This window comes from Micromonospora sp. NPDC005305, from assembly GCF_040607315.1.
In the GTDB taxonomy this organism is placed as follows: domain Bacteria; phylum Actinomycetota; class Actinomycetes; order Mycobacteriales; family Micromonosporaceae; genus Micromonospora.
Map to the genome: position 1 here is coordinate 2,072 of NZ_JBEXGL010000036.1, position 24,370 is coordinate 26,441.

Consider the following 24,370-nt stretch of genomic DNA (forward strand, 5'->3'; position numbering starts at 1 on the left):
GCCGTTGCAGGTGTAGAGCTGGATCTGGGTGCCGTCGGCGGTCGCCGCGTTGCGCACGTCCAGGCACTTGCCGGCCAGGCCGCGCACCGGGCCGGTCCCGCCGCCGCCCCCGCCGCCCCGGACCAGGGTGAAGTCGTCGACGTCGTACAGGCCGGAGCCGGTGCCGGCGAAGGTCAACCAGACGGTCTGGCTGCCGGTCGGCACGCCGGCCAGCGCGGTGCTGACGTCGGCGAAGGTGGTCCAGCCGCCGGTGTTGGGCACCGCCACCTGGCCGAGCACGGCGCCCGTCGGGGAGCCGGTGCGGAGCTGGAGGGTGCCGCCCGGGCCGCCGGAGACCACCCGGGCCCGCAGCGCGGTCACCCCGGTCAGGTCCAGCCCCTGGTACGCGGCCCAGTCGCCCGGGTCGACGTACCCCAGGGTCTGCCCGCCGTTGGCGCCGGCCTTGGTGAACGGGGTGACCCCGCTGGCCGAGCTGAACGCCTCGGCCTGCACGGTGGTGTTGCCGGTCGGCGGGGTGGTGCCCAGCTCCTTGATCCGGATGTTGCGGAACGAGACGTCGTCGCCGGTGCCGTGGTTCTGGATGCCGACGTGGCCGGCGAGCGAGCGGGCCGGGTCGGTGTTGGTGAAGTCGTTGATCTTCACGCCGTTGAGGAAGACCTGGAGCCGCTCCCCCTCGACCAGCAGCTCGTAGGTGTTCCACTCCCCCGCCGGGTTGAGTGCCGCGTCCCGCGCCGGCAGGTCGGCGGACTTGAACGTGTAGACCGCGCCGGTGGTCCGGTCGGGGCTGTCGGTCGGGTCGATCTGGATCTCGTAGCCGTTGTCCACGGCCGACCAGGGGTCGCTCGACGGCGGGAAGCCGATGAAGACGCCGGAGTTGTCGTCACCGGCGAGCCGCCAGTCCAGCTTCAGCGAGTAGGTGGTGAACTGCCGGGCGCTGTACCAGTACAGGCCCATCCCGCCGACCGAGGTGAGGGTGGCGTCGGCGTTGGTGAAGCTGCCCGGCCCGGCCTGGGACCAGCCGGTGGTGGCGCCGGTGTAGAGCGGCGCGTAGCCGGTCTCCGGGCGGCAGTCGGCCTTGGCGCGGCCGGCCGCGTACCGGATGCCGCCGAGCAGGTGGGCCCGGAACGCCGCGTCGGCGTAGGACGCCTGGGTGTGGCCGCCGCCGGTGTAGAACGACCGGCCGCCCGCGTACGTCTTGCACCAGGCGTGCGGGTGGTCACCGCCCATCGAGCCGCCGGAGTACGACGACTCGTCGAGGGTCGCCAGCACGTGCGCCGTGGACCGGGCGTTGGTGCGGTAGTTGTACCACTCGTCGGTGCGGTTCCAGGTCTGCGGCAGGTGGGCGGTGGCGGCGTGCGCCCGGTCCTCCACCTTCACGTTCGCCGGCTGGATGGCCGGGTGGGAGGCGAACCAGGCGCCGACCAGGTTGCCGTAGAACGGCCAGTCGTACTCGGTGTCGGCGGCGGCGTGCACGCCCACGTAGCCCCCGCCCGCGCCGACGTACGCCTCGAAGGCGGTCTGCTGGGTGGCGTTGAGCACGTCGCCGGTGGTGTTGAGGAAGACCACGGCCTCGTACCGGGCGAGGTTGGCGGTGGTGAACTGGGCGGCGTCCTCGGTGGCGGTGACCGTGAAGTTGTTCGCCGCGCCGAGATCGCGGACGGCCTGGATGCCGGCGGGGATGGCGTCGTGCCGGAAGCCGGCGGTCTTGGAGAAGACCAGCACGTCGTAGGGCGCGTCGGCGGCAGCCGCCGGGGTGGCCGGGGTGGTGCAGGCAAGGACGGCGGTAGCCGCGCCGAGGGCGGTGCGGAGGAGTCCCATGTCGCTCTCCTAGGTGTTAGGAGGGGGCCCCTGTACAACGCCAGGCGTTAACAGGGGGCCCCTCCTTCAGCTCAGGGCAGGGTCCACTTCTGGTTGGCCGCGCCGGTGCAGGTCCAGAGGTGTACGGGGGTGCTGTCGGTGGAGGTGTTGCCGGAGACGTCGAGGCACTTGCCGGACTGCGGGTTGCGCAGCGTGCCGTCGGCCTGCGCCGACCAGTTCTGCGCTCCGCTGCCGTTGCACGTCCAGAGCTGGATCTTTGTGCCGTCGGCCGACCCGCCACCCGACACGTCGAGGCATTTGCCCAGCGCCTTGACCGTCGCGTTCGGCGTCACCGTCCAGGTCTGCGCCGCGGTGCCGTTGCAGGTGTAGAGCTGGATCTGGGTGCCGTCGGCGGTCGCCGCGTTGCGCACGTCCAGGCACTTGCCGGCCAGGCCGCGCACCGGGCCGGTACGCGCGGCGGACGTGGCGAGCGTGAACGAGTCCACGTCGTAGAGCGCGCCCGCGCCGCCTGCGAAGGTGAGGTAGAGCGTGGTGGTCCCGGCGGGCGGGTTGGCGACCGCGCCGGTCACCGTGGTGAACGTGTCCCAGCCACCGGTCACCGGCACGGTGGCCGAGCCGAGCACGGTGCCGGTCGCCGAGCCGGCCCGCACCTGGAGGGTGCCGCCCACCCCGGCCGAGGAGACCCGGGCGCTGAAGCCGGTGACGTTGCCGAGCTGGTACGGCTCGAACGCGATCCAGTCCCCGTTGTGGACGTCGCCGACGGTCTTGCCGCCCTCGGCGGTCGCCTTGTCGAAGGTGTTGATCCCGGCGGAGGTCTTGAAGTGCTCGGCCTGCCGGTGCCGGGGCTGGAGGGTGTGCTGGGTGTGCGTGGTCAGGCCGCCGGAGTCGGTGTACTCGGCGTCGAAGATCGCGAAGATGTTCGCCGCGTCGTCGTGCTCGCCGTCCACGGGGATGCTGATCGACCCGGTGCAGCCGGTGGCCGAGGTGATCTGGTGGCCGTGCTGGTCGTGGCCGAGCACGTAGGTCATCGTGACCTTCGTGCAGTCGATCGTGCCGTCCTCCGGGTCGGTGACGGTGATCCGGAACGGCACGGTGTCGCCGAAGGAGAAGAGCTGGCCGTTGCCCGGGCTGTTCACGGTGACGGTCGGCACGGTGTTGCCGACGGTGATGACCACGCTGGCAGTGCCGGTGGCGCCCTGCGGGTCCCGGACGGTGAGGGTGGCGGTGTAGCGGCCGTTGGCGGTGTAGGTGTGCGACGGGTTGGCCGCCGTCGAGGTGCCGCCGTCGCCGAACGCCCACGCGTACGTCAGCGCGCCGCCCTCCGGGTCGGACGAGCCGGCCGAGGAGAAGGCGACGGCCAGCGGTGCCGCGCCGGAGGTCCGGTCGGCGGCGGCCCGGGCCACCGGGGCGCGGTTGCCGCCGCCGAGGTAGTCGAAGCGGTACAGCGCCGAGTTGGCGTCGCCGTTGAAGTAGCCGGTGCCGTAGTCGAGCACGTAGTAGGCGCCGTCCGGCCCGAACGCGGAGTCCATCACCTGCTTGCCGGTCCATCCGAAGGCGTCGATGGTGCCGGGCGAGCCGTCGGCGTTGAGGTGGATCGGTTTGATCCAGCCGCGGCCGAACTCGGTGGCGAAGAACTGCCCGTCGAAGGACTGCGGGAACTTGGTGGTGGAGGGGTTGGCGGCGTCGTAGCGGTAGACCGGGCCGGCCATCGGCGACTCGGAGCCGCCGCCGAACTCGGGCGGGCTGCCGGCGTCGCCCGCGTACCGGATCCAGGCCGGCTTCGCGGCCGGCAGGGTGCTCTGGCCGGTGTTGCGGAACGAGTTGTTCGTCGGGCCGCCGGTGCAGTTGTACTTCGTGCCCGCGGTGCCGGTGGCGAAGTCCCACTCGGCGTACGTCTCGGCGGCCGTGTTGGTGCCGGTGCAGTACGGCCAGCCGTAGTTGCCCGGCCCGGTGACCCGGTCGAACTCGACCTGCCCGGAGGGGCCGCGGGCCGAGCTGGTGCCGGCGTCCGGGCCGTAGTCGCCGACGTGGACGATGCCGGTGGCCCGGTCGACGCTCATCCGGAACGGGTTGCGGAAGCCCATGGCGTAGATCTCGGGGCGGGTCCGCGCGGTGCCGGGCGCGAAGAGGTTGCCGCTCGGAATCGCGTACGTGCCGTTGGCGTTCACCTTGATCCGCAGGATCTTGCCGCGCAGGTCGTTGGTGTTGCCGGCGCTGCGCTGCGCGTCGTACCCAGGGTTGCGGTTGGTCCGCTCGTCGAGCGGCGCGTAGCCGGCGGAGTCGAACGGGTTGGTGTCGTCGCCGGTCGAGAGGTAGAGGTTGCCGGCGGCGTCGAAGTCGATGTCCCCGCCGACGTGGCAGCACAGCCCGCGGTCGGCCGGCACGTCGAGCACGTCGACCTTGCTGCCCTGGTTGAGCGTGAAGTCGGCGTTGAGCGTGAACCGGGAGAGCCGGTTGACACCCTGCCAGGCGGAGAAGTCGGTGCCGGTGGCCGGGGCGTCCCCGGCCGGCGTGGACAGCGGCGGCGCGTAGTAGAGGTAGATGTGCCGGTTGGTGGCGAAGCCGGGGTCGACGCCGACGCCCTGCAACCCCTCCTCGTCGTGGGTGTAGACCGGCAGGGTGCCGATGACGGTGGTGGTGCCGGCCGCGTCGGTGCGGCGCAGCGTGCCGTTGCGGGCGGTGTGCAGGACCGAGCGGTCGGGCAGCACCGCGAGGGACATCGGTTCGCCCATCTCGGCGACGCCGCGGGCGAGTTCGACCTGCTGGAAGTCGCTCGCCGGGATGGGGTGGGCGGACGCCGGGACGGGGGTCGCGGCCAGGCCGACCGCGCCGGCGGCCGCCGCGAGCAGCAGCGCCGACCCGGCGGGGAGCCATCGTCGGGTGGGGGTGTGGTGGGGGCTGGACATGCCTCTGCTGTCCCTTCCTGACGCGCGCAGCCTGGATCGGGCGCGCGTCGCGCCGGATGCCGTGCGGGGATGCTGCGCCGGGCCCGCCGGATGAGGCTCGGTGGGCCGTGACCGCCGGTGGTTGCGGCCGGCCGGTCACCTCGACGAGGGTGCCGGGTGCGGGCGGTTGACCTCGACGAAACAGCTCTGTGCTTGCGCACGACATTAAGACCTTTCGATCTGTCTGTCCATAGCTTCCGCTGGTTCCGGAACGACTTTCGTCGATGAGCGACAAAAGTCGCCGTCAGCGGCGGCGGTCCACGGCCCGGGCCGCCAGCCCGGCCAGCGCCGTCCGGGCCGGCCCCGCGAGCGGCAGCCCGTCCAGCGCGGCCAGGGCCGCGTCGGCCCGGGACCGGATCATCCGCTCCACCGCCGCGCGCGCACCGGAGGCCTCCACGATCCCGCGCACCTCGGCGGCCCCCGCCGGGTCCAGGGCCGGATCACCGACCAGCGCCCGCAACCGCGCCACCCCCGCCGGCCCGGCGGCCGCCCGGGCCAGCGCCATGAGCACGGTCGGCTTGCCCTCCCGCAGGTCGTCCAGGTTGGATTTCCCGGTCACCGCCGGGTCGCCGAAGACGCCGAGCAGGTCGTCGCGGAGCTGGAAGGCGTCCCCCAACGGGTCGCCGAACCCGGCCAGCGCGGCCACCACGTCCGGGTCGGCGCCGACCAGGGCGGCGCCGAGCTGCACCGGGCGGGTCACCGTGTAGCGGGCCGTCTTCAGCCGCACCACCGCGAGGGCGCTCTCCACCGATCCGTCGCCGGCCGCGGCCACCACGTCGAGGTACTCCCCCGCGATCACCTCGGCCCGCATCCGGGCGAGCAGGGCGTGGCCCCGGCGCAGCCGCTCGGTGGCCAGCCCGCAGCCGTGGAACATCTGGGCGGACCAGGCGGCGCACAGGTCGCCGCAGAGCAGGGCCGCCTGCCGGCCGTACGCCTCCGGGTCGCCGCGCCAGCCGGCCCGGGCGTGCCGCTCGGCGAAGACCCGGTGCACGGTGGGCCGGCCGCGCCGGCGGTCACTGCGGTCCACGATGTCGTCGTGGATCAGCGCGAAGGCGTGGAACAGCTCCAGTGCCGCCGCGGCCACCACGATCGGCGTGCCGTCCGTGCCGCCGAAGGCCCGCCAGCCCCAGTAGCAGAACAGGGGCCGCAGCCGCTTGCCGCCCGCCAGGACGAACCGGCGGAGCACGGCATGGACGGCGTCCGTGCCGTCGTCGCCCGGCCGGCCCGGCCGGCGCTCATGCAGGAACGCGGCGAGCGCGGCGTCGAAGCGGGCCCGCAGCAGGGCCGGATCGGTCGGTTCGACGGTGCGGGTCAGCGCCTCCCGGGGCGCCGCATCCAGGCAGATCCCGAGCCGGTCGGTATCCATGGCTGACAATACCGCGCGTGCGTGTCCCGCGGACTCCACCGGACAGCCCCGTTCAGCCTCGGAGCCCATCCAGGTCGGCGAGGTCCAGCCGGCCCGACTGGCCGTAGAACTCGACCGGGTTGCGCCAGAGCACCCGATCCACGTCGTCCTCGGTGAAACCGGCGAGCAGCATGGCCTCCCCGGTGGCGCGGGTGAGCAGCGGGTCCGAGCGCCCCCAGTCGGCGGCCGAGTTGACCAGGATCCGCTCGATCCCGTACGTCCGCAGCAACTCGACCATCCGCGGCGGCGACATCTTCGTCTCGGGATAGATCGAGAAGCCGAGCCAGCAGCCGGTGTCCCGCACGAGCCGCACGGTGACCTCGTTGAGATGGTCGACCAGCACCCGCCCGGGGTCGATGCCGGACTCGGTGACCACCGCCAGCGTGCGCTCGACGCCACGGGCCTTGTCCCGGTGCGGGGTGTGCACGAGGGCGGGCAGGTCGTGCGCCACGGCCAGGGCGAGCTGCCCGGCGAAGGCGGCGTCCTCGGCCGGCGTCATCGAGTCGTAGCCGATCTCGCCGACCGCCACCACGCCGTCCTTGTCCAGGTAACGCGGGAGCAGGTCGAGCACCGGGCGGCAGCGCGGGTCGTTGGCCTCCTTCGGGTTCAGCGCCACGGTGGCGTGGTGCCGGACGCCGAACTGGCCGGCCCGGAACGGCTCCCACCCGATCAGCGAGTCGAAGTAGTCCACGAAGGTGTCCACACTGGTGCGGGGCTGGCCCTGCCAGAACGCCGGCTCCACCACGGCACGCACCCCGGCGGCCGCCATCCGCTCGTAGTCGTCGGTGGTCCGGGACGTCATGTGGATGTGCGGGTCGAAGATGCGCATCACGCCTCCGGGATGGTGGTCGACGGCGAGCCGGCGCCGAGCCGGTCGAGCAGATCGGCGGCGTCGGCGGGCATGCTCCGGCCGGCCGCGTGCCGCTCGGCGGCAAGCCCGGCCAGCATCGCGGCCAGCTCGCCGTCGGCCCGGCCGGCCAGGTCGTCGACGACGGCCAGCGGCACGCCGGTGAAGACGCACTTGAGCACCGCCTGACGCCAGGCCGGCTGCTCCAGGTGCCGGGCGTACCGGCCCAGCGCGGCGGCCACCAGCCGCGTGTCGTCGGTGCGGATCGCGTCATGCAGCAGCGGCACGCACTCCGCCCCGATGGGCAGCAGCGGCAGGGCCCGCAGCACGGCCCGCTTCTCGGCGGCGTCGCCGTGCCGGTAGAGCGACTCGGCCGCCGCGGCGTGGCCGGCGGGGAGCGCGGTGAGCAGCAGTGCCCGGGCGGCCTCGTCGACGGTCCAGCCCGGCGGGTCGGGCAGCGGTCCCCGGCCGCACTTCCGGGCCGCGGTGGCGAACAGCCGCGCGATCGCCGCGGGATCGGTCGCGACGCGGCGCAGGGCCGCGTCCAGCCACCGCGGATCGGGTACGCCCCGCAGCGCGGCGCGCAGTCGGTGGGGTGTCATGCCGCCGTACCCATGGGTTCGCCTCCCCGTCGTCGTCGGGGCCGGTCGGCCGGTGCGGCCGGGGAATCCCGGTCCGGCCGCACCGGACGGCCGTGCTGGTTCGTGCCGGCCGCGGGTTCGCCGCGGCGGCACGCTCTCCGGGGCCGGCCTCGTCCCCGCCGCGGGGCGCAACCGCGGCGGGCCCTCGCCGGCCGGCACCGGAAAGCCCTTCGGGCGGCGCACGGGGCGCCGCCGTGAATCGGTCAGGCGGCCACCTCGGCCAGCGCGGGCTCCACCTCCGTCCACGCGGCCCGCTCGGCGGAGCGGGTCACCGCGTCGAGCACGAGCTGGACCTGCAACGCGTCGGCGAACGACGGCGCCGGGTCGACGCCGGTGGCAACCGCCTCGACGAAGTCGCGCATCTGGTGGGTGAAGGAGTGCTCGTAGCCGATGATGTGGCCGGGCGGCCACCACGCCGACAGGTACGGGTGCTCCGGCTCGGTCACCAGGATGCGGCTGAAGCCCTGCTCGGCGGCCGGCCGGGTGGCGTCGAGGAACTCCAGTTCGTTGAGGCGTTCCAGGTCGAACACGACGCTGCCCAGCGAGCCGTTGATCTCGACACGCAGGGCGTTCTTGCGCCCGGTGGCGAACCGGGTCGCCTCGTAGGTGGCGAGCGCCCCACCGTCGAGCCGGGCCACGAAGACGGCCGCGTCGTCCACGGTCACCCGGCCGGTCGTCCGGCCGTTGCCGTCGGCCTGTGCGGCCAAGCCGCTCGACCCGCCCGGCAGCGGCCGTTCCTTGACGAACGTCTCGGTGACCGCGCTGACCCCGGAGATGAGCTGCCCGGTCACGTACTGGGTCAGGTCGATGATGTGCGCGCCGATGTCGCCGAGCGCGCCGGAGCCCGCCCTGTCCTTCTGCAACCGCCAGACCAGCGGGAACTGCGGGTCCACGATCCAGTCCTGGAGGTAGACCGCCCGGACGTGCCGGATCTCGCCGAGCCGCCCGTCGGCGACGAGCTGCCGCATCAGGGCGACCGCGGGCACTCGGCGGTAGTTGAAGCCGCACATGGCGCGTACCCCGGCGGCCTGGGCCCGGGCGGCGGCGGCCGCCATCTCCCGGGCCTCGGAGACGGTGTTGGCCAGCGGCTTCTCGCACAGCACGTGCTTGCCCGCGGCCAGCGCGGCGAGGGCGATCTCGCAGTGGCTGTCCCCCGGTGTGCAGATGTCGACCACGTCGATCTCGTCGGACTCGACGAGCCGCCGCCAGTCCGTGGTGTGCCCGTCCCAGCCGAGCCGGCCGGCGGCCTCGGCTACCTTCGGCTCGTCCCGGCCGCAGACCAGCGCCATCCGCACCTGCGCCGGCAGGTCGTACACGCGGTTCACGGTGCGCCACGCCTGGGAGTGCGCGGCGCCCATGAACGCGTAGCCGACCATGCCGACGCGCAGGACGTTGTCGTGAGTGGACAAGGTGGATCTCCCCCCGTGTGTCAGAACCCGAGCTTCAGGTAGCTGCTCGCGTTCTCCTTGGTGATCGTCTCGGAGGCGAGGACGATCTCCTTCGGCACCTGGAGTTCGACCAGGTCGGACATGCCCTTGCCCTGGCCGATGAGGCGGGCCAGGGTGATGGCCGAGGAGGCCATCGACGGGCTGTAGGTGACGGTGGCCTTCAGCACCGTGTTGTCGGCCGCGATGGCCTCCATGGCCTTCTTCGAGCCGGCGCCGCCGACCATGAAGAACTCCTTGCGGTTGGCCTGGTTGACGGCGGCGAGGACGCCGATGCCCTGGTCGTCGTCGTGGTTCCAGATCGCGTCGATCTTCGGCAGGGCCTGGAGGAGCCCGGTCGCCTCCTGCTGGCCGGAGTCGGCGGTGAACCTGGCCGCCCGCCGGTTTCTCACCTTGAACCCGGCCTGGGCCAGGGTGTCGGCGAAGCCCTTCGACCGCTCCTGGGTCAGCTCCAGCTCGTCCATGCCGGCGATCTCACCGATGACCGGAGCGCTGACGCCCTTGGCCTTGAACTGCTCGATCATGTACGTCGCGGCGGCGACCCCCATGCCGTAGTTGTCACCCTTGATCTGCAGCCGGTACGCCTTGGCGTCCGGGAAGGCCCGGTCGAGGTTGACCACCGGGATGCCGGCCTTCATGGCCTCCAGGCCGAACGCGTTGAGCTCCTTGCCGTCGTGCGGCAGCAGCACGATCACGTCGGGCTTCTGGGAGATCAGCGTGGACAGGGCCGCGCGCTGGGCCGCCGCGTCCGCGCCGGCCTCCACGCTCTTCAGCTCCACGTCCGAGTACGCGCCGGCCTGCGCCTTGGCGTTGTTGGTGATGGCGGCGATCCAGCCGTGGTCAGCGGCCGGCGCGGAGAAGCCGATGGTCACCTTCTTGCCCGGCTCGCTGTTGGCGCCGGCCGCGGCGGCCTTGGTCTGCGCGGCGCTCGGGGCCTGCTCGTTGCTGGTGCACCCGGCGAGCAGCACGCCGGCGGAGACTGCGGCCCCGCCGAAGAGCAGCCGGCGGCGCGACAGGTCGCTGCCCTGCGTTGTCATGACGGCCTCCTGAATGAGGTGTGGTGGGAGTGATTTCGGGTGCGGTGGGCCGGACCACCGTCGGATGACGGCGGCCTGGCGGTCGCGGTGGGATCAGGTGGTGGTGGCCCGGTTGCGGGCGAGGAACTGGGTGAGACTGCGGAACTGCACCTGCTGGACCAGGACGGCGACGACGATGATGCCGCCCTTGACCATGTTCTGGGCCTCCGTGGAGAGACCGTTGATGGCGAAGAGGTTGGTGATCGTCGAAAAGATGATCACGCCGAGCAGGGAGCCGATGATGGTGCCCCGCCCGCCGCTGAGCAGCGTGCCGCCGATGATCGCGGCGGCGATCGCGTCCAGCTCGTAGAGGTTGGCCATCGCCGCCTGGGCGGAGGTGGCCTGCGCGGTCAGCATGATCGCGGCGATGCCGCAGCAGAGGCCGGAGAGCGCGTAGAGCAGCACGGTGTGCCGGCGGACGTCGATGCCGGCGAGCCGGGCCGCCTCGGGGTTGCCGCCGACGGCCACCGTGCGGCGGCCGAAGGTGGTCCGGTTGAGCAGCACCCAGCCGGCCGCGACCACCGCGGCGAGGATGTAGACCAGCAGCGGGATGCCGAGCAGCTTCGTCGTGGCGATGCCGTTGATGAAGCCGTCGTTGGAGACCTGGGTCTGCTTGTCGGAGATCTCGGCGGCCAGGCCGCGCGCCGCGACCATCATGGCCAGCGTGGCGATGAACGGCACCAGCCGCCCGTACGAGATGAGCAGCCCGTTGACCACGCCGACGGCCAGCCCGACGGTGAGCGCGCTGAAGATCATGCCGCCGGCGCCGTAGCTCTGGGTGGCGAGCGTGGTGCTCCAGACCCCGGCGATCGCGACGATCGCGCCGACCGACAGGTCGATGCCGCCACCGATGATCACGAAGGTCATCCCGACGGTGACCACGCCGACCACCGAGGCGAGCTTGAGGATGGTGAGGGTGTTGCCCCACACCCAGTTCGCGTCGCCGTAGAGGTCGGGCCGGGTCAGGATGCCGATGACCACCAGCACCACCAGCGTCGCCAGCAGGCCGAGGTTGCGCTTGGCGCCCTCCCCGCGGTCCCCGCTCCACCAGGAGAGTCCCGGCCGGGCGTCGGCCTTCGCGGTCTCGGCCGGGTCGACCGGCGGCGACTGGGCCGGCAGCCCCGCCGCCCGCTCGGGCGCCGCCGTGGGTGTCGTGTCGCTCATGCTGGCGCGCCTTCCATGAGGGACCCCGCCATGACGAGGTCGAGCACGGTGTTCTCGTCGAGTTCGCCGGCCGGGGCCTCGCGGACCACCCGGCCCTCCCGCATCACCAGCACCCGGTCGGCCAGGCCGAGCACCTCGGGCACCTCGCTGGAGACCAGCAGCACCCCGACGCCCCGCGCGGCGAGCTCCCGGATCACCTGGTAGAGCTCGGCCCGGGCGCCCACGTCCACGCCCCGGGTCGGCTCGTCGAGCAGCAGCAGCCGGGTGTCCCCGAGCAGCCACCGCCCGACCACCACCTTCTGCTGGTTGCCGCCGGACAGGGTGCGCACCGGCCGGCGGACGTCCCGGGGGCGCAGCTCCAGCGAGGCGGCGATCCGGTCCGCCGCGGCCCGCTCCCGCCCGGCGTCGGTGAAGCCGAGGCGGGCGTACCGGCCGAAGGTGGCCAGCGTGACGTTGCGGTAGATCGGTTCGCCGAGCAGCAGCGCCTGGCTCTTGCGCTCCTCGGGGGCCATCCCCATGCCGGCCTTCACGGCCGCGCCGACGCTGCCCGGGCGCAGCGCCCGGCCGCCCATCCGGACCGTGCCGGCTTCCGCGCGGCGGGCCCCGTAGATCGTCTCCAGCAGCTCCGAGCGGCCGGAGCCGACCAGCCCGGCGATGCCGACGATCTCCCCGGCCCGCACGTCGAGCGAGACGTCGGCGAACTCGCCGTGCCGGGTCAGCCCCTCCACCCGCAGCAGCTCCGCGCCGGCCGGGTCCTCGGCGGGGCGGTCCGGGAAGACGTACTCGATGGTCCGGCCGGTCATCCGGGAGACCAGGTCGCGGGTCGGGGTCTCGCGGGCCGGCAGGTTCGCCGCGGTGGTCCGGCCGTCCTTGAGTACGGTGACCCGGTCGCCGATCTCGCAGATCTCCTCCAGCCGGTGGGAGATGTAGATGACGGCGATGCCCTGCGCGGTGAGTTCCCGGATGATGCGGAACAGGTTGCCCACCTCGTCGTGGGCGAGCACGGCGCTCGGTTCGTCCATGATGATCAGTCGGGCCTCGTGGGAGAGCGCCCGGGCCATGCTGACGATCTGCTTGCCGGCGGCCGGCAGGTGGCGGACCAGCCGGCCGGGCGGGATCTCCGGGTGGCCGAGCCGGGCCAGGATCTGCCGGGTCCGCCGGGCCATGTGCCCGCGCCGGACGAAGCCGAGCCGGCGCGGCTCGTGGCCGAGGAAGGCGTTCTCCGCCACCGACAGGTCCTCGACCAGGTCGAGTTCCTGGTAGATGGTGGCGATCCCGGCCCGCATGGCGGCCTGCGGGTTGGCGAAGGCCGCCGGCTCGCCGCGCCACACCACCTCGCCGGAATCCGGCCGGTGCACCCCGGCGAGCACCTTGATGAGGGTGGACTTGCCGGCGCCGTTCTGCCCGAGCAGGCAGTGCACCTCGCCGGCCCGCACCTCCAGCTGCACGCCGTCCAGCGCGCGTACGCCGGGGAAGGTCTTGACCACGTCGGTGAGGCGCAGGACCACCTCACCCGCGACGGTGTCGGCGGGCGCCTCGACGAGTGGTTCGTTCGTCACGTCGGCCTCCTCGCTGTTCATGCCGCCCGGCTCGCTCGTCGCGCTCATGCGGCTTCGCCGAAGGCGAGGTCGCTGGCGAGCACCGCGGCGCCGGCGACGCCGGCGCGGGGACCCAGCTCGGAGAGGACGACCGGCAGGTTGCCGGTGGCCAGCGGCAGCGAGCGGCGGTAGACCACGCTGCGGATCTCGGCGAGCAGGATGTGGCCGAGCTGCGCGAGCCCGCCACCGATCACGATCATCGACGGGTTGGTGAAGCTGACCAGGCCGGCCAGCACGCTGCCAACCCGCCGGCCCCCGTCGCGGATGAGCTGGATGCAGGTGACGTCCCCCTCGACCGCCCCCTGCGCGACGTCCAGCGCCGTCACCGCGCCCCGGGCGGCGAGCCGCTCGACGAGCGCGGGCGACACCTCGGCGCGGGCCGCGGCGGTGGCCGCCCGGGCCAGCGCGGCCCCGCTGAACACCGCCTCCAGGCAACCGAGGTTGCCGCAGGAGCACATCGGACCGTTCGGGTCGACCTGGATGTGGCCGATGTCGCCGGCGCACCCGTCGGTGCCCCGGTAGACCCCGCCGTTGAGGTAGATGCCGCAGCCGATGCCGGTGCCGATCTTGATGAACAGGAAGTCGTCGACCGAGTGGGCGACGCCGCCGTGCCGCTCGCCGATGGCCATGATGTTGACGTCGTTGTCGACCACCGCGGGGCAGCCGTGCTCGCGGGTGAGCAGCTCACGCACCGGATAGCGGTCCCACCCCGGCATGATGGGCGGCGAGACGGGCACCCCGTCCCGGAAGCTCACCGGCCCCGGGACGCCGATGCCGATCGCGTCGAGCCGCTCGTACGCGCCGTCCACCCTGGCCTTGTGCAGCAGCTCGTTGACCCGGTGGAGGGTCACCTTCGGGCCGGAGCGGATGTCGGCGGGCTCGGTGTAGGCGGCCACGGGCTCCAGCCGGCCGTTCACCACCTCGACGTCGATCGAGCTGGCGCCCAGGTCGACCGCGGCGAAGCGCAGGTGCGGGCTCAGCTCGACCAGGGTGGACCGGCGGCCGCCCCGGGAGGCGGCCAGCCCGGCCTCGGCCACATAGCCGAGGTTGACCAGCCGCTCCAGCTCGGCGAGGAGGCGCGGGCGGGGCATCTGGAGCCGGTCGCCCAGCTCGGCGCGGGAGACGGCCCCCTCGTCCCGGAGGGTTCGCAGGAGCTGTACGTGCAGGGGGTCGACCGTCCGCACCGGGACTCACCTCCGCATCGGAGTCGTTCACATCGGCGCAACGGCGATGTGTCGTGTCCGACACAGTAGGAGCCTTCCAGGTCACGTGTCCATAGCTTCGGCACATCTGGCGGAAACTTTTGTCCGTATGAGCAAAAGCGATGAGTCGATCATGAAAAGCAGGCCGCCCCCGCCGCGATCGGTGCGGCGGGGACGGCCCCGGATGCGTCGCTGGTCAGCGTCGGGTGGCGGCGTTGCGCTTCTTCTTGAGCTTGCGGTCGTCGCGCAGCTCGACGTACGGCTCCTCGTCGGCCGGGTGCCCGGCCTCGATGGCACGGCTGCGCTCCAACTCGGCGTCGAACTCCGCGCCGAGCAGGATGGCGATGTTGCTGAGCCAGAGCCAGACCAGGAAGACGATCACGCCGGCCAGCGCGCCGTAGGTCTTGTTGTACGAGGCGAAGTTGCTGACGTAGAGGGCGAACAGGCCGGAGATGACCATCCAGATCACCACGGCCAGGATGCCGCCCGGGCTGACCCAGCGGAAGCCGCCGTGCCGGGCGTTCGGCGAGGCCCAGTAGAGGATCGCGAACATCAGGCTGACCAGCACGAGCAGCACCGGCCACTTGAGGATGTTCCACACCGTGACGGTCGTCGAGCCCAGCCCGATGGCGTTGCCCACCTGCTCGGCGAGACCGCCCGTGAAGACCACGATCACCGCGCTGGCCAGGAGCATCACGCCGATCACCGCGGTCACACCGAGCCGGATCGGCAGCGTCTTCCAGATCGGCCGGCCCTCCGGCACGTCGTAGATGCTGTTCGAGGCGCGCATGAAGGCGGCGATGTAGCCGGACGCCGACCAGAACGCGGCCAGCAGACCGATGATCGCGGCGATGCTGGCGAGCCCGCCGGAGGAGCCGGCCTGGTCGATCGCCGTCTCGATGATCGTCCGGATGTTCTCCTCGGGCACCACCTGGCCGACGGTGTCCCGCACCCCCGACTTGGCCTCGTTACCGAGCAGGCCGAGCAGGGAGATCAGCACCAGCAGACCCGGGAAGATAGACAGCACCCCGTAGTAGGTGAGCGCGGCGGCCCAGTCGGTCAGGCTGTCGTCCTGGAACTCCCGCACGGTGCGCTTGAGCGTCGCCACCCACCCCGTGGCGGGCAGATCGGTGGGACTGTCCGGCCCCTCGTCCGGGCCCACCGGCCCGGTGCGGTCGCGCCCCTGCCGGGCGGAAGACTCGTCGGCGGCCATCGCCCCTCCCTCGTCGTCTGTGTTGTCACCACGACATGCCCCGAGGGGAGGGCCGGTTAACCACCTACTTGTACAGCAACCTGCTCATCCGTCGGGAGGCCAGCGCGAGCATGCCGGCGGTCAGCGCCACCAGGTAGGCCACGTCGACGAGCCAGGACCAGCCGGACCCGCCCACGCAGATGCCCCGGATCAGGTGCACCGACCGGTAGAGCGGGGTCAGCTCGACGACCCAGCGCAGCACCGAGGGATAGGCCTCCGCCGGGACGAACGTGCCGGAGAAGAGGAAGAGGGTGAACTGGGCCGAGCCCATGAGGTCGAAATCCTGCCAGCTGCGCATCAGCGTGGAGACGGTCATGCCCAGCGCGCCGAAGGCGAAGCCGACCAGCACGGCGGCCGGGAACGCGGCGAGGGCCCGACCGGCGGTGGTCAGGTCCATCGCCACCATGAGGACCAGGAACGCGGCCGAGTAGAGGCCGCCGCGGAGCATCGCCCAGCCCAGCTCGCCGAGGGCGATTTCGAACGGCTGCACCGGGGTTGCGATGACCCCGTCGTACAGCTTCATGTATTTCATCTTGCCGAAGAAGTTGAAGGTGGTCTCCGACAGCGCCCCGCTCATCGCCGACGAGGCGAGCATGGCCGGGGCCACGAACGCCGCGTAGGAGACCAGCCGACCGCCGGGCAGGGTGAGGTCGCCGACGAGCGCGCCCACCCCGACGCCGATCGAGAAGAGGTAGAGCACCGGCTCCAGGAAGCCGGAGAGCAGCACCAGCCAGTAGGCGCTGCGCAGGGCGGTGAAGTTGCGCTCGGCGACCGAGGCCGAGCGGCGGGCCCCCGCCGGACTGACCAGCCGGGGCAGGACGAGAGCGACCACGACACCCTTCCTAGACGACGAGCTGACGCTGGAACACGCGCCGGGCCAGCCACCAGCCGGCGCCGGCCCAGACCGCGAGGTAGAGCAGGTGGCCGGTGACCGACCACTGCGGAGCGACGCCGAGTGTGGCGGCCCGGCACAGGTCCACCCCGTGCCAGAGCGGGGTCGCGTAGGCGAACTGGCGCAGCCCGACCGGCAGCGACTCGACCGGGAAGAACACCCCGGCGAAGAGGGCCATCGGGATGATCGCGAAGCGGAACAGCAGCGCCAGGTAGCTGTCGCCGGGCACCGCGGCGGCGTACGCGAAGGTCGGCGCCGCCACCGCCAGGCCCAGCAGCACGCTCACCAGCGGGACGGTCAGCGCCCAGGGCGAGCGCAGCGCCCCGAACAGCGCCGTCACCAGCAGGAACGCCAGCGTGCTGGTGAGCACCCGGAACAGCACGAACGCGAGGTGCCCGGCCAGGATGTCGCCGGTGCGCAGCGGCGCCGCGACCTGCGCGTGGTAGGTGCGGATCCAGCGGAAGTTGCTGAGCACCGGCCACGTCGACTCGCCGACGGCGACCTGGAAGGCGGTGGAGGCGATCAGGCCGGGCACCAGCCAGTCGAGGTAGGGCACCCCGCCGACGCCCTGGTCGACATAGGCGCCGACCCCGACGCCGAAGCCGAGCACGGTGAGCACCGGCAGCAGGAACGACGAGAAGACCCCGGCCCGCCAGGTGCGCCGGTAGCCGACCAGGTGGTGGGAGAGCACCGCCAGCGCCGGCACCCGGGGCAGTGCCCGGCCGGACCGTTCCGCCACGGTCATGTGGACCACCCCCGTTCTCCGCCCACGTCGCCCTTCCTACCGCTCGGGTACGACAGGACGCCGGTCACCCTACGACGGGCGACGGACGGTGTCGCCGGGGTTTCCGCGAGGTCGGGTGCTACGGCCGGCCGGCGACCCGCGTGACGAACGCGCGCCACGCGTCCGGGCCGAACGCCAGCACGGGACCGGCCGGATCCTTGGAATCGCGGACGGCGACCACGCCGGGAAGGTTCCCGGCCACCTCCACGCAGTTGCCGCCCTGGCCACTGCTGCGGGTGCTCTTGTGCCACCGGGCGCCGGTCAGATCCATGTTTCCGCCACTTCCGCCATCAGGTCGAGGGACTGCTGGTGGGATAGTGCCTCACCCCGGATCGACTCCCACACCTCGACCATCTGCTGCACGAAGTCGGTTCGGTCGACGACCTGGCCGTGGCGTTGCCCCTCCAGGTAGATGACGTCCTCCCCGGCGGGCAAGGTGGCGATCACGAAGGGTCCGGCGAGCCCAGGGTACGCGCCGGCCGACATCGGCACGACGTGGATACGGACCCGCGGCAGCGCGACGCCCAGCTTCACCAGGTGCTGCAACTGCTCACGCATCACCTCCGGCCCGCCGATCCGGCGGCGCAGCACATACTCGTCCACGACCACGCTGAACAACGGCGGCCGGTCGCGGGCGAGCACTGCCTGCCGATCCAACCGGGTCGTCACCTGCCGGTCGATCTCGTCCGCCGCGAACAGGCCACCGCCGGCATGGATGGCACGCGCGTAGCCCTCGGTCTGCAACAGACCGGGCACACACAGCGGTTCGAACGTGCGCAGGGCACGGGCCTCCTGTTCGATGGCGGCCCAGTCGCGGAACCACGGCACCACCGTCTCCCGGCTGATCCGCCGCTGGATCCGCTCGAACCGCCCGTCCGAGCCGAACACGGTGTCGCAGCGGCGGGCGAAGTCGAGGCCCGGCCGGCGCTCGCAGGTCTCCACCTTGGCCACGAGCGCACCCGAGTAGCTGAGGGCCTCGGCCAGCGCGCTCTGGGACATGCCACTGGTGGCGCGGGCGAGCCGCAACTCCTCGGCGAAGTGGTCCAGCATGGACGAACGGTCCACGGACAGCCTCCGTACATCCTCGTACCGCTCCGGGCCGGCCGCCGTACGCCCCGGTCGTCGGCGCGCGGGATCTCCCACCGTAGTCGCCGGGTCACCAGACTGTCACGCAGCGGAACCGCTCACGGGCACCGGACGGCGGGCGGAACCAGGCCGGGGGTGCCCGCGCACGACGAGGTGCGCGGGCACCCCCATCCCACGACGGAGGCCCAGCTCATGCGACTCAGGTTCTGGTGGCGCCCGACCCCGGCGGCGGAGGGCGTGCGCTGATGCCCCGCTACCGCCCGCACGTGGCGGCGCGGCCGTCCTGGCGCTGCCGGGCCTGCGGCGCACCGTGGCCGTGCTCGCCGGCCCGGCTGGCGCTGCTCGGGGAGTATCGCGAGGACCGGATCGCCCTGCTCGTCTACCTCGGCACGCTCCTGTGCGAGGCCACGGCGGACCTCGCCGACCGGCACGGGCGGGACGCGCCGCAGCGGCTGGCCGACCGCTTCGTCACCTGGGCCCGCCCACGCTGACCACCCTCAACGACGCCGGAGACCGCGCCCCACTGGCGTTGATCAAGAAGTTTGCGTCGGGATTCGCGCGGAGGGCGACGCAAACTTCTTGATCGACGGTACGGGGTGCGGGGGTGCCGTCGGGGGATGGCCGCCGGCCGGTGGGGGAACTGCGGGTCAGCCGGCCGGGGTGGGGCGGACGGGGAGCAGGTTGCGTTCCGCGAAGACCTTCTTGGCGACGAGGGTGGCGTTGACCGCCCGCGGCACCCCGCAGTAGACCACCGCCTGCAGCAGCGCCTCGACGATCTCCGACGGCGTCAGGCCGGCGTTGAGCGCGCCGTTGACGTGCACCTCCAGCTGGGCCCCGGCGTCACCGAGGGCGGTGAGCACGCCGAGGCACAGCAGCTCGCGGTCGCGGCGCGCCAGCTCGGGCCGGACGTAGAGGTCGCCGTAGGACCAGGCGACGGACCGGTAGCTCAGCTCGGGTGAGACGTCGGCCAGGGCCTCGAGGAGTTTCTGCCCGGCCCCGCTGTCGGCCTGCCGCAGCGCCTCCAGACCTCGCTCGTACTGTTCGTCTCCGGTCATGGTCCTGCCCTACCTCTGCCCAGTCGTCCGGTCGGCTGGCCGCGGTTACCCGCGGTCGGGCCGGACAAACGGCACAGCTCCCGCCGGGCGGTCAGGCGGCCTGGCGCTCGGCTTCCGCTCCGACGGCCTGGTGGTCGAGGCCGCGCGTGCGGAACAGGGCGAGCACCGCGTAGGCCAGGAGGAGGACGCCCGTGCCGGTGCCGACGACCAGCCCGGCCGACACCCCCGAGACGAGGTCGACCACCAGGCCGGCGAGGGCGACCAGCGTGACGGCCACCCCGAGCGGCACCAGCAGCCGGTCGCGCAGCACCGGGGCCAGCGGCACGAAGTGGATGCCGACCACGGCGCAGACCAGCACCGGGATGTAGCCGGTGAGCCCGGCGGCGGCCAGGATCAGCGCGCCGACCAGGCCGACGACGACCTCGGCTACGACGACGAGCCCGTAGCGCCGGTCGGCGGACCGGTCGCGCCCGCCCGCCGCCGGTCGCCCGGCCCGGATCACGAGCACGGCGCCGACGGCCGCGGCGACCAGCGCGACGACGCTGCCCACCACCAGCAGCGACCGCAACGGCGGATCGGCCTTCGGGACGCTGAACCAGACGGCGGCGAACACGCCGAGGTAGAGCGCCGTGAGCCCGGCCTGACGCCGCGGCAGACCCACCATGTCGGACACTCCCGTCAATCACCCGGCCGCCCGAGGCGGCGGACCTGGACCTGGACCCGCCACCTTAGTCGATCAAGGTGCGGCCGGTGAGGTGGAGGAAGACGTCCTCCAGGCTGCTGCGCCGGACCAGGACGCTGGCCGGGACGAGGCCGCGCGCGGTCACCTCGGCCAGCGCGGCGTCGCCGTCGGGCACGTAGAGCAGGATGCGGTCCGGCAGCACCTCGACCCGCTCCCCCAGCCCGCCCAGCTTGCCGGCGAACGCCTCCTGCGACTCGGCCGCGAAACGCAGCTCGACCACCTCGCGGGTGGAGTGCTGCGCGATCAGCGCCCGGGGCGAGCCCTCGGCGACGATCCGGCCGCCGTCCATCACCACCAGCCGGTCGCAGAGCTGCTCGGCCTCGTCCATGTAGTGGGTGGTGAGCACCAGCGTGACGCCCTGCTGCTTGAGCCGGAACAGCCGCTCCCAGACCAGGTGCCGGGCCTGCGGGTCGAGGCCGGTGGTGGGCTCGTCGAGCAGCACGATCTCGGGGTTGTTGACCAGGGCGCGGGCGATGGTCAGCCGCCGCTTCATGCCGCCGGAGAGCGGCTCCACCTTGCTCTCGGCCCGCTCGGTGAGCTGGACGAAGTCGAGCAGCTCGGCGGCCCGCTCGCGGGCCACCCGGCGCGGGATGCCGAAGTAGCGCGCGTAGGTGGTCAGGTTCTCCCGGACGGTCAGCTCGGGATCGAGGCTGTCGAGCTGCGGGCAGACCCCCAGCCGGGCCCGGATCGCCGGCCCGTCGTGGACCGGGTCCATGCCGAGGATGCGCAGCTCCCCGCCCGAGGGCGGCGAGATGCAGCCGATCATGCGCATGGTGGAGGACTTGCCGGCGCCGTTGGGCCCGAGGAAACCGAACGCCTCGCCGGGGCGCACCTCGACGTCGATGCCGTCGACGGCCGTGAAGTCACCGAACCGCTTCACCAGCCCCCGCGCCTGAATGAGTGGTTGCGCGCTGGTCACCGGCTGACCCTAACCGCCGGGTCCGACAGGCTCGACCGGTTAACGCGGGGGCGCGGGCGGGCCGGCACGGCTGGAACGCCATTTGCGGCTTTCCCGCGACAATTGTGAAGGCAGCTCAGAATTGGCCTGCGGTGAGTGAGCAGCTCGTCATTCCGCTCACTCCACGCAATCACGTCCGGCAATGTTCCCATGATGTAGACGATTCGCGTATCGTGCCCCCTCGTGCCGCCCGTTCGCTCCTCCGACGCGAATCTTCCGCCGCCGCGGCCCCCTGCGGCGGAATCCGCGGCGTCCGACGTGGACACCGCTCCCGTGCCGCTCCCGCCCGACAGCGGCGCGGTCGCCGGCCCGGTGTGGGCCGACGACGGGCCGGCGGAGACGCACCACGACACCCGGGAACTGGCGGCCCGGTTCGAGGACGAGAAACCGGGGCGGGTGCTGACCGGACCGGTCGCGCTGCTGTTCACCGGCGCCACCCTGGCCGTCGCCCTGCTCGCGCTCTGGCAGGTGTTCTTCCCGCTCGCTCAGGGCAGCAAGTACTACCTCATCATTTTCCTCGCCGGCGTGCTGCCGATGGTGTTCCTGGCGTACCCCTCCGGGGTGCGGCTGCGCCGCCGGCCGGCCGGCGGCGAGCCGGCGGAGCGGCGCGGTCCCCGCCCTGCCGACTGGCTGCTCGCCGCCGTCGCGCTGCTGGCCTGCCTCTACCCCGTGCTGCCGGTGACCCTCGGCGCGGGCGGCGGCGGCTATGACGCGTTCCTCGACCGGCAGGGCCTGCTCGTGCCGCTGGACGTGGTGCTCGGCACCGTGCTGCTGCTCCTGCTGCTGGAGGCGTGCCGGCGCACCACGGGCTGGATCCTCCCGGCCGTCTGCCTGCTGTTCCTCGCCTACGGCTACTACGGCGGGCTGCTGCCGCAGGCCTGGCCGGTGGCCCACGCCGGGCTCGACTTCGCGCAACTGGTCGACGCGTTCTACAACTCCGACAGCGGTTTCTACGGCACCCCGCTCGACGTGGCCGCGTCGTACATCGTGCTGTTCACCATCTACGGCGCGGTGCTGGACCTCTCCGGGGCCGGCCGGTTCTTCGTCGAGCTGTCCGCCGCCGCGTTCCGCCGCTCCCGCACCGCGGCCGGACGCACGGCCGTCGCCTCCGGCTTCCTGCTCGGCACGGTGTCCGGCTCGGGCGCCGCCACCACGGTCAGCATCGGGGCGGTGACCTGGCCGATCCTGCGCCGCGCCGGCTACCCGCCCGAGCGGGCCGGCGGCATGCTGGCCGCCGCGGGCGTCGGCGCGATCCTCTCCCCGCCCACGCTGGGCGCCGCGGCGTTCATCATCGCCGAATACCTGGGCGTGTCCTACCTGCAGGTGCTCGGCTGGGCCACCGTGCCGACGATCCTCTACTACCTGGGCATCCTGCTGTCCGTCGAGATCGACGCCCGGCGCTCCGGGGTCCGCCCGGTGGTCATCGAGAGCGGCTCGGCCGGGCGGCTGCTGCTCCGCTTCGGCTACCACTTCCTCTCCCTCATCGTGATCATCGTGGTGCTCGCCATGGGCGCCTCGGCGACCCGGGCCGTGGTGATCGCCACCGTGCTGGCCGCCGCGCTGTCCTTCCTGGACCGCCGGCACCGGCTCACCCCCGCCCGCCTCGTCGAGGCGCTCAGCGGCGGCGTACGCGGGGTGCTCGCCGTGAGCGCCGTCTGCGCGGCGGCCGGCATCATCACGGCCACCACCACGAAGACGGGCCTCGGCCCGCAGGCCGCCGCGCTGCTGGTCAGCGGGGCGCAGGCGGTCAGCTCCGAGCCCGCCGTGGTGCTGGCCCTCACGGCACTGCTCGCCGCGGTCGCGCTCAGCCTGCTCGGGCTGGCCGTGCCGGTCACCGCCTCCTTCGTGATCGGCTGGGTGATCATCGGCCCGGCGCTGCTGCACCTCGGCGTGGCCGCCCCCGCCGCGGCCATGTTCGTCTTCTACTTCGCGGTGCTGTCCGAGGTCTCCCCACCGACCGCGCTCGCCGCGGTGGCCGCCGCCGCGGTCACCGGCGGCCGGCTGGTGCCGACCATGTGGCAGACCCTGCGGTACGCGCTGCCCGCGTACCTCATCCCGATCGCCTTCGTGATCACGCCGACCGGCCTCGGCCTGCTCGGCATCGGCGGGGTCGGGCGGATCGCGGCGGCCGCGGTGGTCTCGGCGCTCAGCGTCACCGTGCTGGCGGTGGCGGCCGGCGGCTGGCTGCCCGGCGTCGGTCCGGCCGGCACGCCGGAGCGGCTCCTCGGCGCGGTCGCCGGGCTGGTGCTGCTCTGGCTGGAACCCCTGCCCGTCACGGTCGGCGCGGTGCTCGCCGCGCTGGCCGTCGCGGGCGTGCTCGTCCGACGTGGCTCCGCCGGTCGCGCCGGCGGCCCGTCGGTCCCTGAATTGGTGGACCACCGGGAGGAGAAAGAGTGAGACGGATCGACGTGCGGATCGCCGCGGGCGTCGGGGCGCTGGCCCTGGTCGCGGCCGGCACCGCCGGATGCGGGGGCCGTCAGGACGGCGCGGCGAAGGACGACGCCGCCCGCGAGATCACCTGCAAGGTAGCCAAGGACACCCGGGTCGGCATCGCGACCGGCAACGCCACGGGCGTCTACTACGTGGTCGGCAACGCGCTGGCCGGCCAGCTCTCCGCGGCCACCGGCGGCAAGCTCACCGGCACCGCCGCCGAGACCGGCGCCTCGGTGCAGAACGTGGAACAGCTCGTGGCCGGCCAGTACGACGTGGCGTTCTCCCTCTTCGACACCGCGGTCAACGCGGTGCAGGGCAAGGACAGCTTCAGCTCCCCGCAGCCGGTGAAGGCGCTGGCCCGGATCTACGACAACTACACCCAGGTGGTCGTCCGGGCCGACTCCGGGATCACCTCGGTGGCCGGCATGAAGGGGAAGAAGATCTCCACCGGGTCGCCCAAGTCCGGCACCGAGGTCATCGCCAACCGGCTGCTCACCGCCGCCGGGCTGGACCCGGCCACGGACATCCAGGCGCAGCGGCTCGACCTCACCAAGACCGTCGACGGGATGAAGGACGGCAGCATCGACGGCTTCTTCTGGTCCGGCGGCGTGCCCACCGGCGGGGTGACCGACCTGTTCACCACGGCCGGCGACAAGGTGCGGTTCCTCGACATCAGCACCCTGCTGCCGAAGATGACCGAGCTGAACCCGGCCTACCAGGCCGGCACCATCGGCAAGGACATCTACCGGACCGGCGCCGACGTGCCCACCATCGTGGTGCCGAACGTGCTGCTGGTCCGCGACAACCTCGACGCCGACGTGGCCTGTGTGATCACGAAGACGGTCTTCGAGAAGAAGGACACCCTCGCCCAGGCCAACCCGGCCGCCAAGGGCATCGACCTGACCAACGCCCGCAAGACCGACCCGGTGGGGCTGCACCGCGGGGCCGACCGGGCGCTCAAGGACCTCGGCGCGAGCTGACCCGACGAGCCGGGCCCGGACCGACCGTCCGGGCCCGGCCACCCGAC

At 72.8% G+C, this 24,370-nt stretch carries 21 protein-coding genes; 3 read left to right on the plus strand and 18 right to left on the minus strand.

Features of this window, described 5'->3' with window-relative positions:
• The 15 genes from ABZS80_RS31755 to ABZS80_RS31825 form a co-directional block, all read right to left on the minus strand.
• Positions 1 to 1,818, minus strand: a 1,818-nt coding sequence (locus ABZS80_RS31755) for a ThuA domain-containing protein (protein WP_355061698.1), incomplete at its 3' end; no start/stop codon positions are given.
• A 71-nt stretch (positions 1,819 to 1,889) separates the two neighbouring features.
• Positions 1,890 to 4,724 carry an RICIN domain-containing protein gene (locus tag ABZS80_RS31760; RefSeq protein ID WP_355061700.1) on the minus strand — a complete coding sequence of 945 codons (2,835 nt, stop codon included), beginning with the start codon at positions 4,722 to 4,724 and terminating at the stop codon, positions 1,890 to 1,892.
• A 283-nt stretch (positions 4,725 to 5,007) separates the two neighbouring features.
• Entirely contained in the window at positions 5,008 to 6,129 is a 1,122-nt protein-coding gene (locus tag ABZS80_RS31765) for a polyprenyl synthetase family protein (protein ID WP_355061702.1), read from the minus strand.
• Positions 6,130 to 6,181: 52 nt separating this feature from the next.
• Entirely contained in the window at positions 6,182 to 6,997 is an 816-nt protein-coding gene (locus ABZS80_RS31770; protein WP_355061704.1) for a TatD family hydrolase, read from the minus strand.
• Positions 6,997 to 7,617, minus strand: coding sequence for an EboA domain-containing protein (locus ABZS80_RS31775; protein ID WP_355061706.1), 621 nt, complete (start codon positions 7,615 to 7,617; stop codon positions 6,997 to 6,999). Before ABZS80_RS31775 ends, ABZS80_RS31770 begins: the two co-directional genes overlap by 1 nt.
• Positions 7,618 to 7,859: 242 nt before the next feature.
• Positions 7,860 to 9,065 carry a Gfo/Idh/MocA family oxidoreductase gene (locus ABZS80_RS31780; RefSeq protein ID WP_355061708.1) on the minus strand — a complete coding sequence of 402 codons (1,206 nt, stop codon included), beginning with the start codon at positions 9,063 to 9,065 and terminating at the stop codon, positions 7,860 to 7,862.
• 20 nt (positions 9,066 to 9,085) lie between these two features.
• Positions 9,086 to 10,138 carry a substrate-binding domain-containing protein gene (locus tag ABZS80_RS31785; RefSeq protein ID WP_355061709.1) on the minus strand — a complete coding sequence of 351 codons (1,053 nt, stop codon included), beginning with the start codon at positions 10,136 to 10,138 and terminating at the stop codon, positions 9,086 to 9,088.
• A gap of 93 nt (positions 10,139 to 10,231) precedes the next feature.
• Positions 10,232 to 11,341 carry an ABC transporter permease gene (locus ABZS80_RS31790; RefSeq protein ID WP_355061710.1) on the minus strand — a complete coding sequence of 370 codons (1,110 nt, stop codon included), beginning with the start codon at positions 11,339 to 11,341 and terminating at the stop codon, positions 10,232 to 10,234.
• Entirely contained in the window at positions 11,338 to 12,921 is a 1,584-nt protein-coding gene (locus tag ABZS80_RS31795; protein WP_355061744.1) for a sugar ABC transporter ATP-binding protein, read from the minus strand. Before ABZS80_RS31795 ends, ABZS80_RS31790 begins: the two co-directional genes overlap by 4 nt.
• Positions 12,922 to 12,944: 23 nt before the next feature.
• Positions 12,945 to 14,123 carry an ROK family transcriptional regulator gene (locus ABZS80_RS31800; RefSeq protein WP_151463865.1) on the minus strand — a complete coding sequence of 393 codons (1,179 nt, stop codon included), beginning with the start codon at positions 14,121 to 14,123 and terminating at the stop codon, positions 12,945 to 12,947.
• A 214-nt stretch (positions 14,124 to 14,337) separates the two neighbouring features.
• Positions 14,338 to 15,354 (minus strand): YihY/virulence factor BrkB family protein, encoded by a 1,017-nt coding sequence (locus ABZS80_RS31805; protein WP_355061711.1) that lies wholly within the window; start codon positions 15,352 to 15,354, stop codon positions 14,338 to 14,340.
• A 64-nt stretch (positions 15,355 to 15,418) separates the two neighbouring features.
• The gene (locus ABZS80_RS31810; protein WP_355061713.1) at positions 15,419 to 16,225 is read right to left on the minus strand and encodes an ABC transporter permease; all 807 of its coding nucleotides are present in this window, start codon (positions 16,223 to 16,225) and stop codon (positions 15,419 to 15,421) included.
• Positions 16,226 to 16,235: 10 nt separating this feature from the next.
• Positions 16,236 to 17,030, minus strand: coding sequence for an ABC transporter permease (locus ABZS80_RS31815; protein ID WP_355061715.1), 795 nt, complete (start codon positions 17,028 to 17,030; stop codon positions 16,236 to 16,238).
• Between the two features lie 118 nt (positions 17,031 to 17,148).
• Positions 17,149 to 17,340, minus strand: coding sequence for a DUF397 domain-containing protein (locus ABZS80_RS31820; RefSeq protein WP_355061717.1), 192 nt, complete (start codon positions 17,338 to 17,340; stop codon positions 17,149 to 17,151).
• Positions 17,331 to 18,134 carry a helix-turn-helix transcriptional regulator gene (locus ABZS80_RS31825; protein ID WP_355061718.1) on the minus strand — a complete coding sequence of 268 codons (804 nt, stop codon included), beginning with the start codon at positions 18,132 to 18,134 and terminating at the stop codon, positions 17,331 to 17,333. The genes ABZS80_RS31820 and ABZS80_RS31825 overlap by 10 nt, the downstream gene beginning before the upstream one ends.
• Positions 18,135 to 18,400: 266 nt before the next feature.
• Here ABZS80_RS31825 and ABZS80_RS31830 point away from each other — a divergent pair, with 266 nt between their 5' ends.
• The gene (locus tag ABZS80_RS31830; RefSeq protein ID WP_355061719.1) at positions 18,401 to 18,646 is read left to right on the plus strand and encodes a flavin reductase; all 246 of its coding nucleotides are present in this window, start codon (positions 18,401 to 18,403) and stop codon (positions 18,644 to 18,646) included.
• A 156-nt stretch (positions 18,647 to 18,802) separates the two neighbouring features.
• Here the strand turns inward: ABZS80_RS31830 and ABZS80_RS31835 are convergent, their stop codons facing one another.
• The 3 genes from ABZS80_RS31835 to ABZS80_RS31845 all read right to left on the minus strand — a co-directional run bounded on the left by ABZS80_RS31835 (position 18,803) and on the right by ABZS80_RS31845 (position 20,871).
• Positions 18,803 to 19,210 carry a carboxymuconolactone decarboxylase family protein gene (locus ABZS80_RS31835; protein ID WP_355061721.1) on the minus strand — a complete coding sequence of 136 codons (408 nt, stop codon included), beginning with the start codon at positions 19,208 to 19,210 and terminating at the stop codon, positions 18,803 to 18,805.
• A gap of 91 nt (positions 19,211 to 19,301) precedes the next feature.
• Positions 19,302 to 19,874, minus strand: coding sequence for a hypothetical protein (locus ABZS80_RS31840; protein ID WP_355061722.1), 573 nt, complete (start codon positions 19,872 to 19,874; stop codon positions 19,302 to 19,304).
• 64 nt (positions 19,875 to 19,938) lie between these two features.
• On the minus strand, positions 19,939 to 20,871 hold the full coding sequence (locus ABZS80_RS31845) for an ABC transporter ATP-binding protein (RefSeq protein WP_151463873.1): 933 nt from the start codon (positions 20,869 to 20,871) through the stop codon (positions 19,939 to 19,941).
• A gap of 297 nt (positions 20,872 to 21,168) precedes the next feature.
• Between ABZS80_RS31845 and ABZS80_RS31850 the strand changes: the two genes are divergently transcribed.
• Positions 21,169 to 23,307: a TRAP transporter fused permease subunit gene (locus ABZS80_RS31850; protein WP_355061724.1), complete on the plus strand. Its 2,139-nt coding sequence runs from the start codon at positions 21,169 to 21,171 to the stop codon at positions 23,305 to 23,307.
• Entirely contained in the window at positions 23,304 to 24,323 is a 1,020-nt protein-coding gene (locus ABZS80_RS31855; protein WP_355061726.1) for a TAXI family TRAP transporter solute-binding subunit, read from the plus strand. Before ABZS80_RS31850 ends, ABZS80_RS31855 begins: the two co-directional genes overlap by 4 nt.
• Positions 24,324 to 24,370 lie beyond the last annotated feature (47 nt).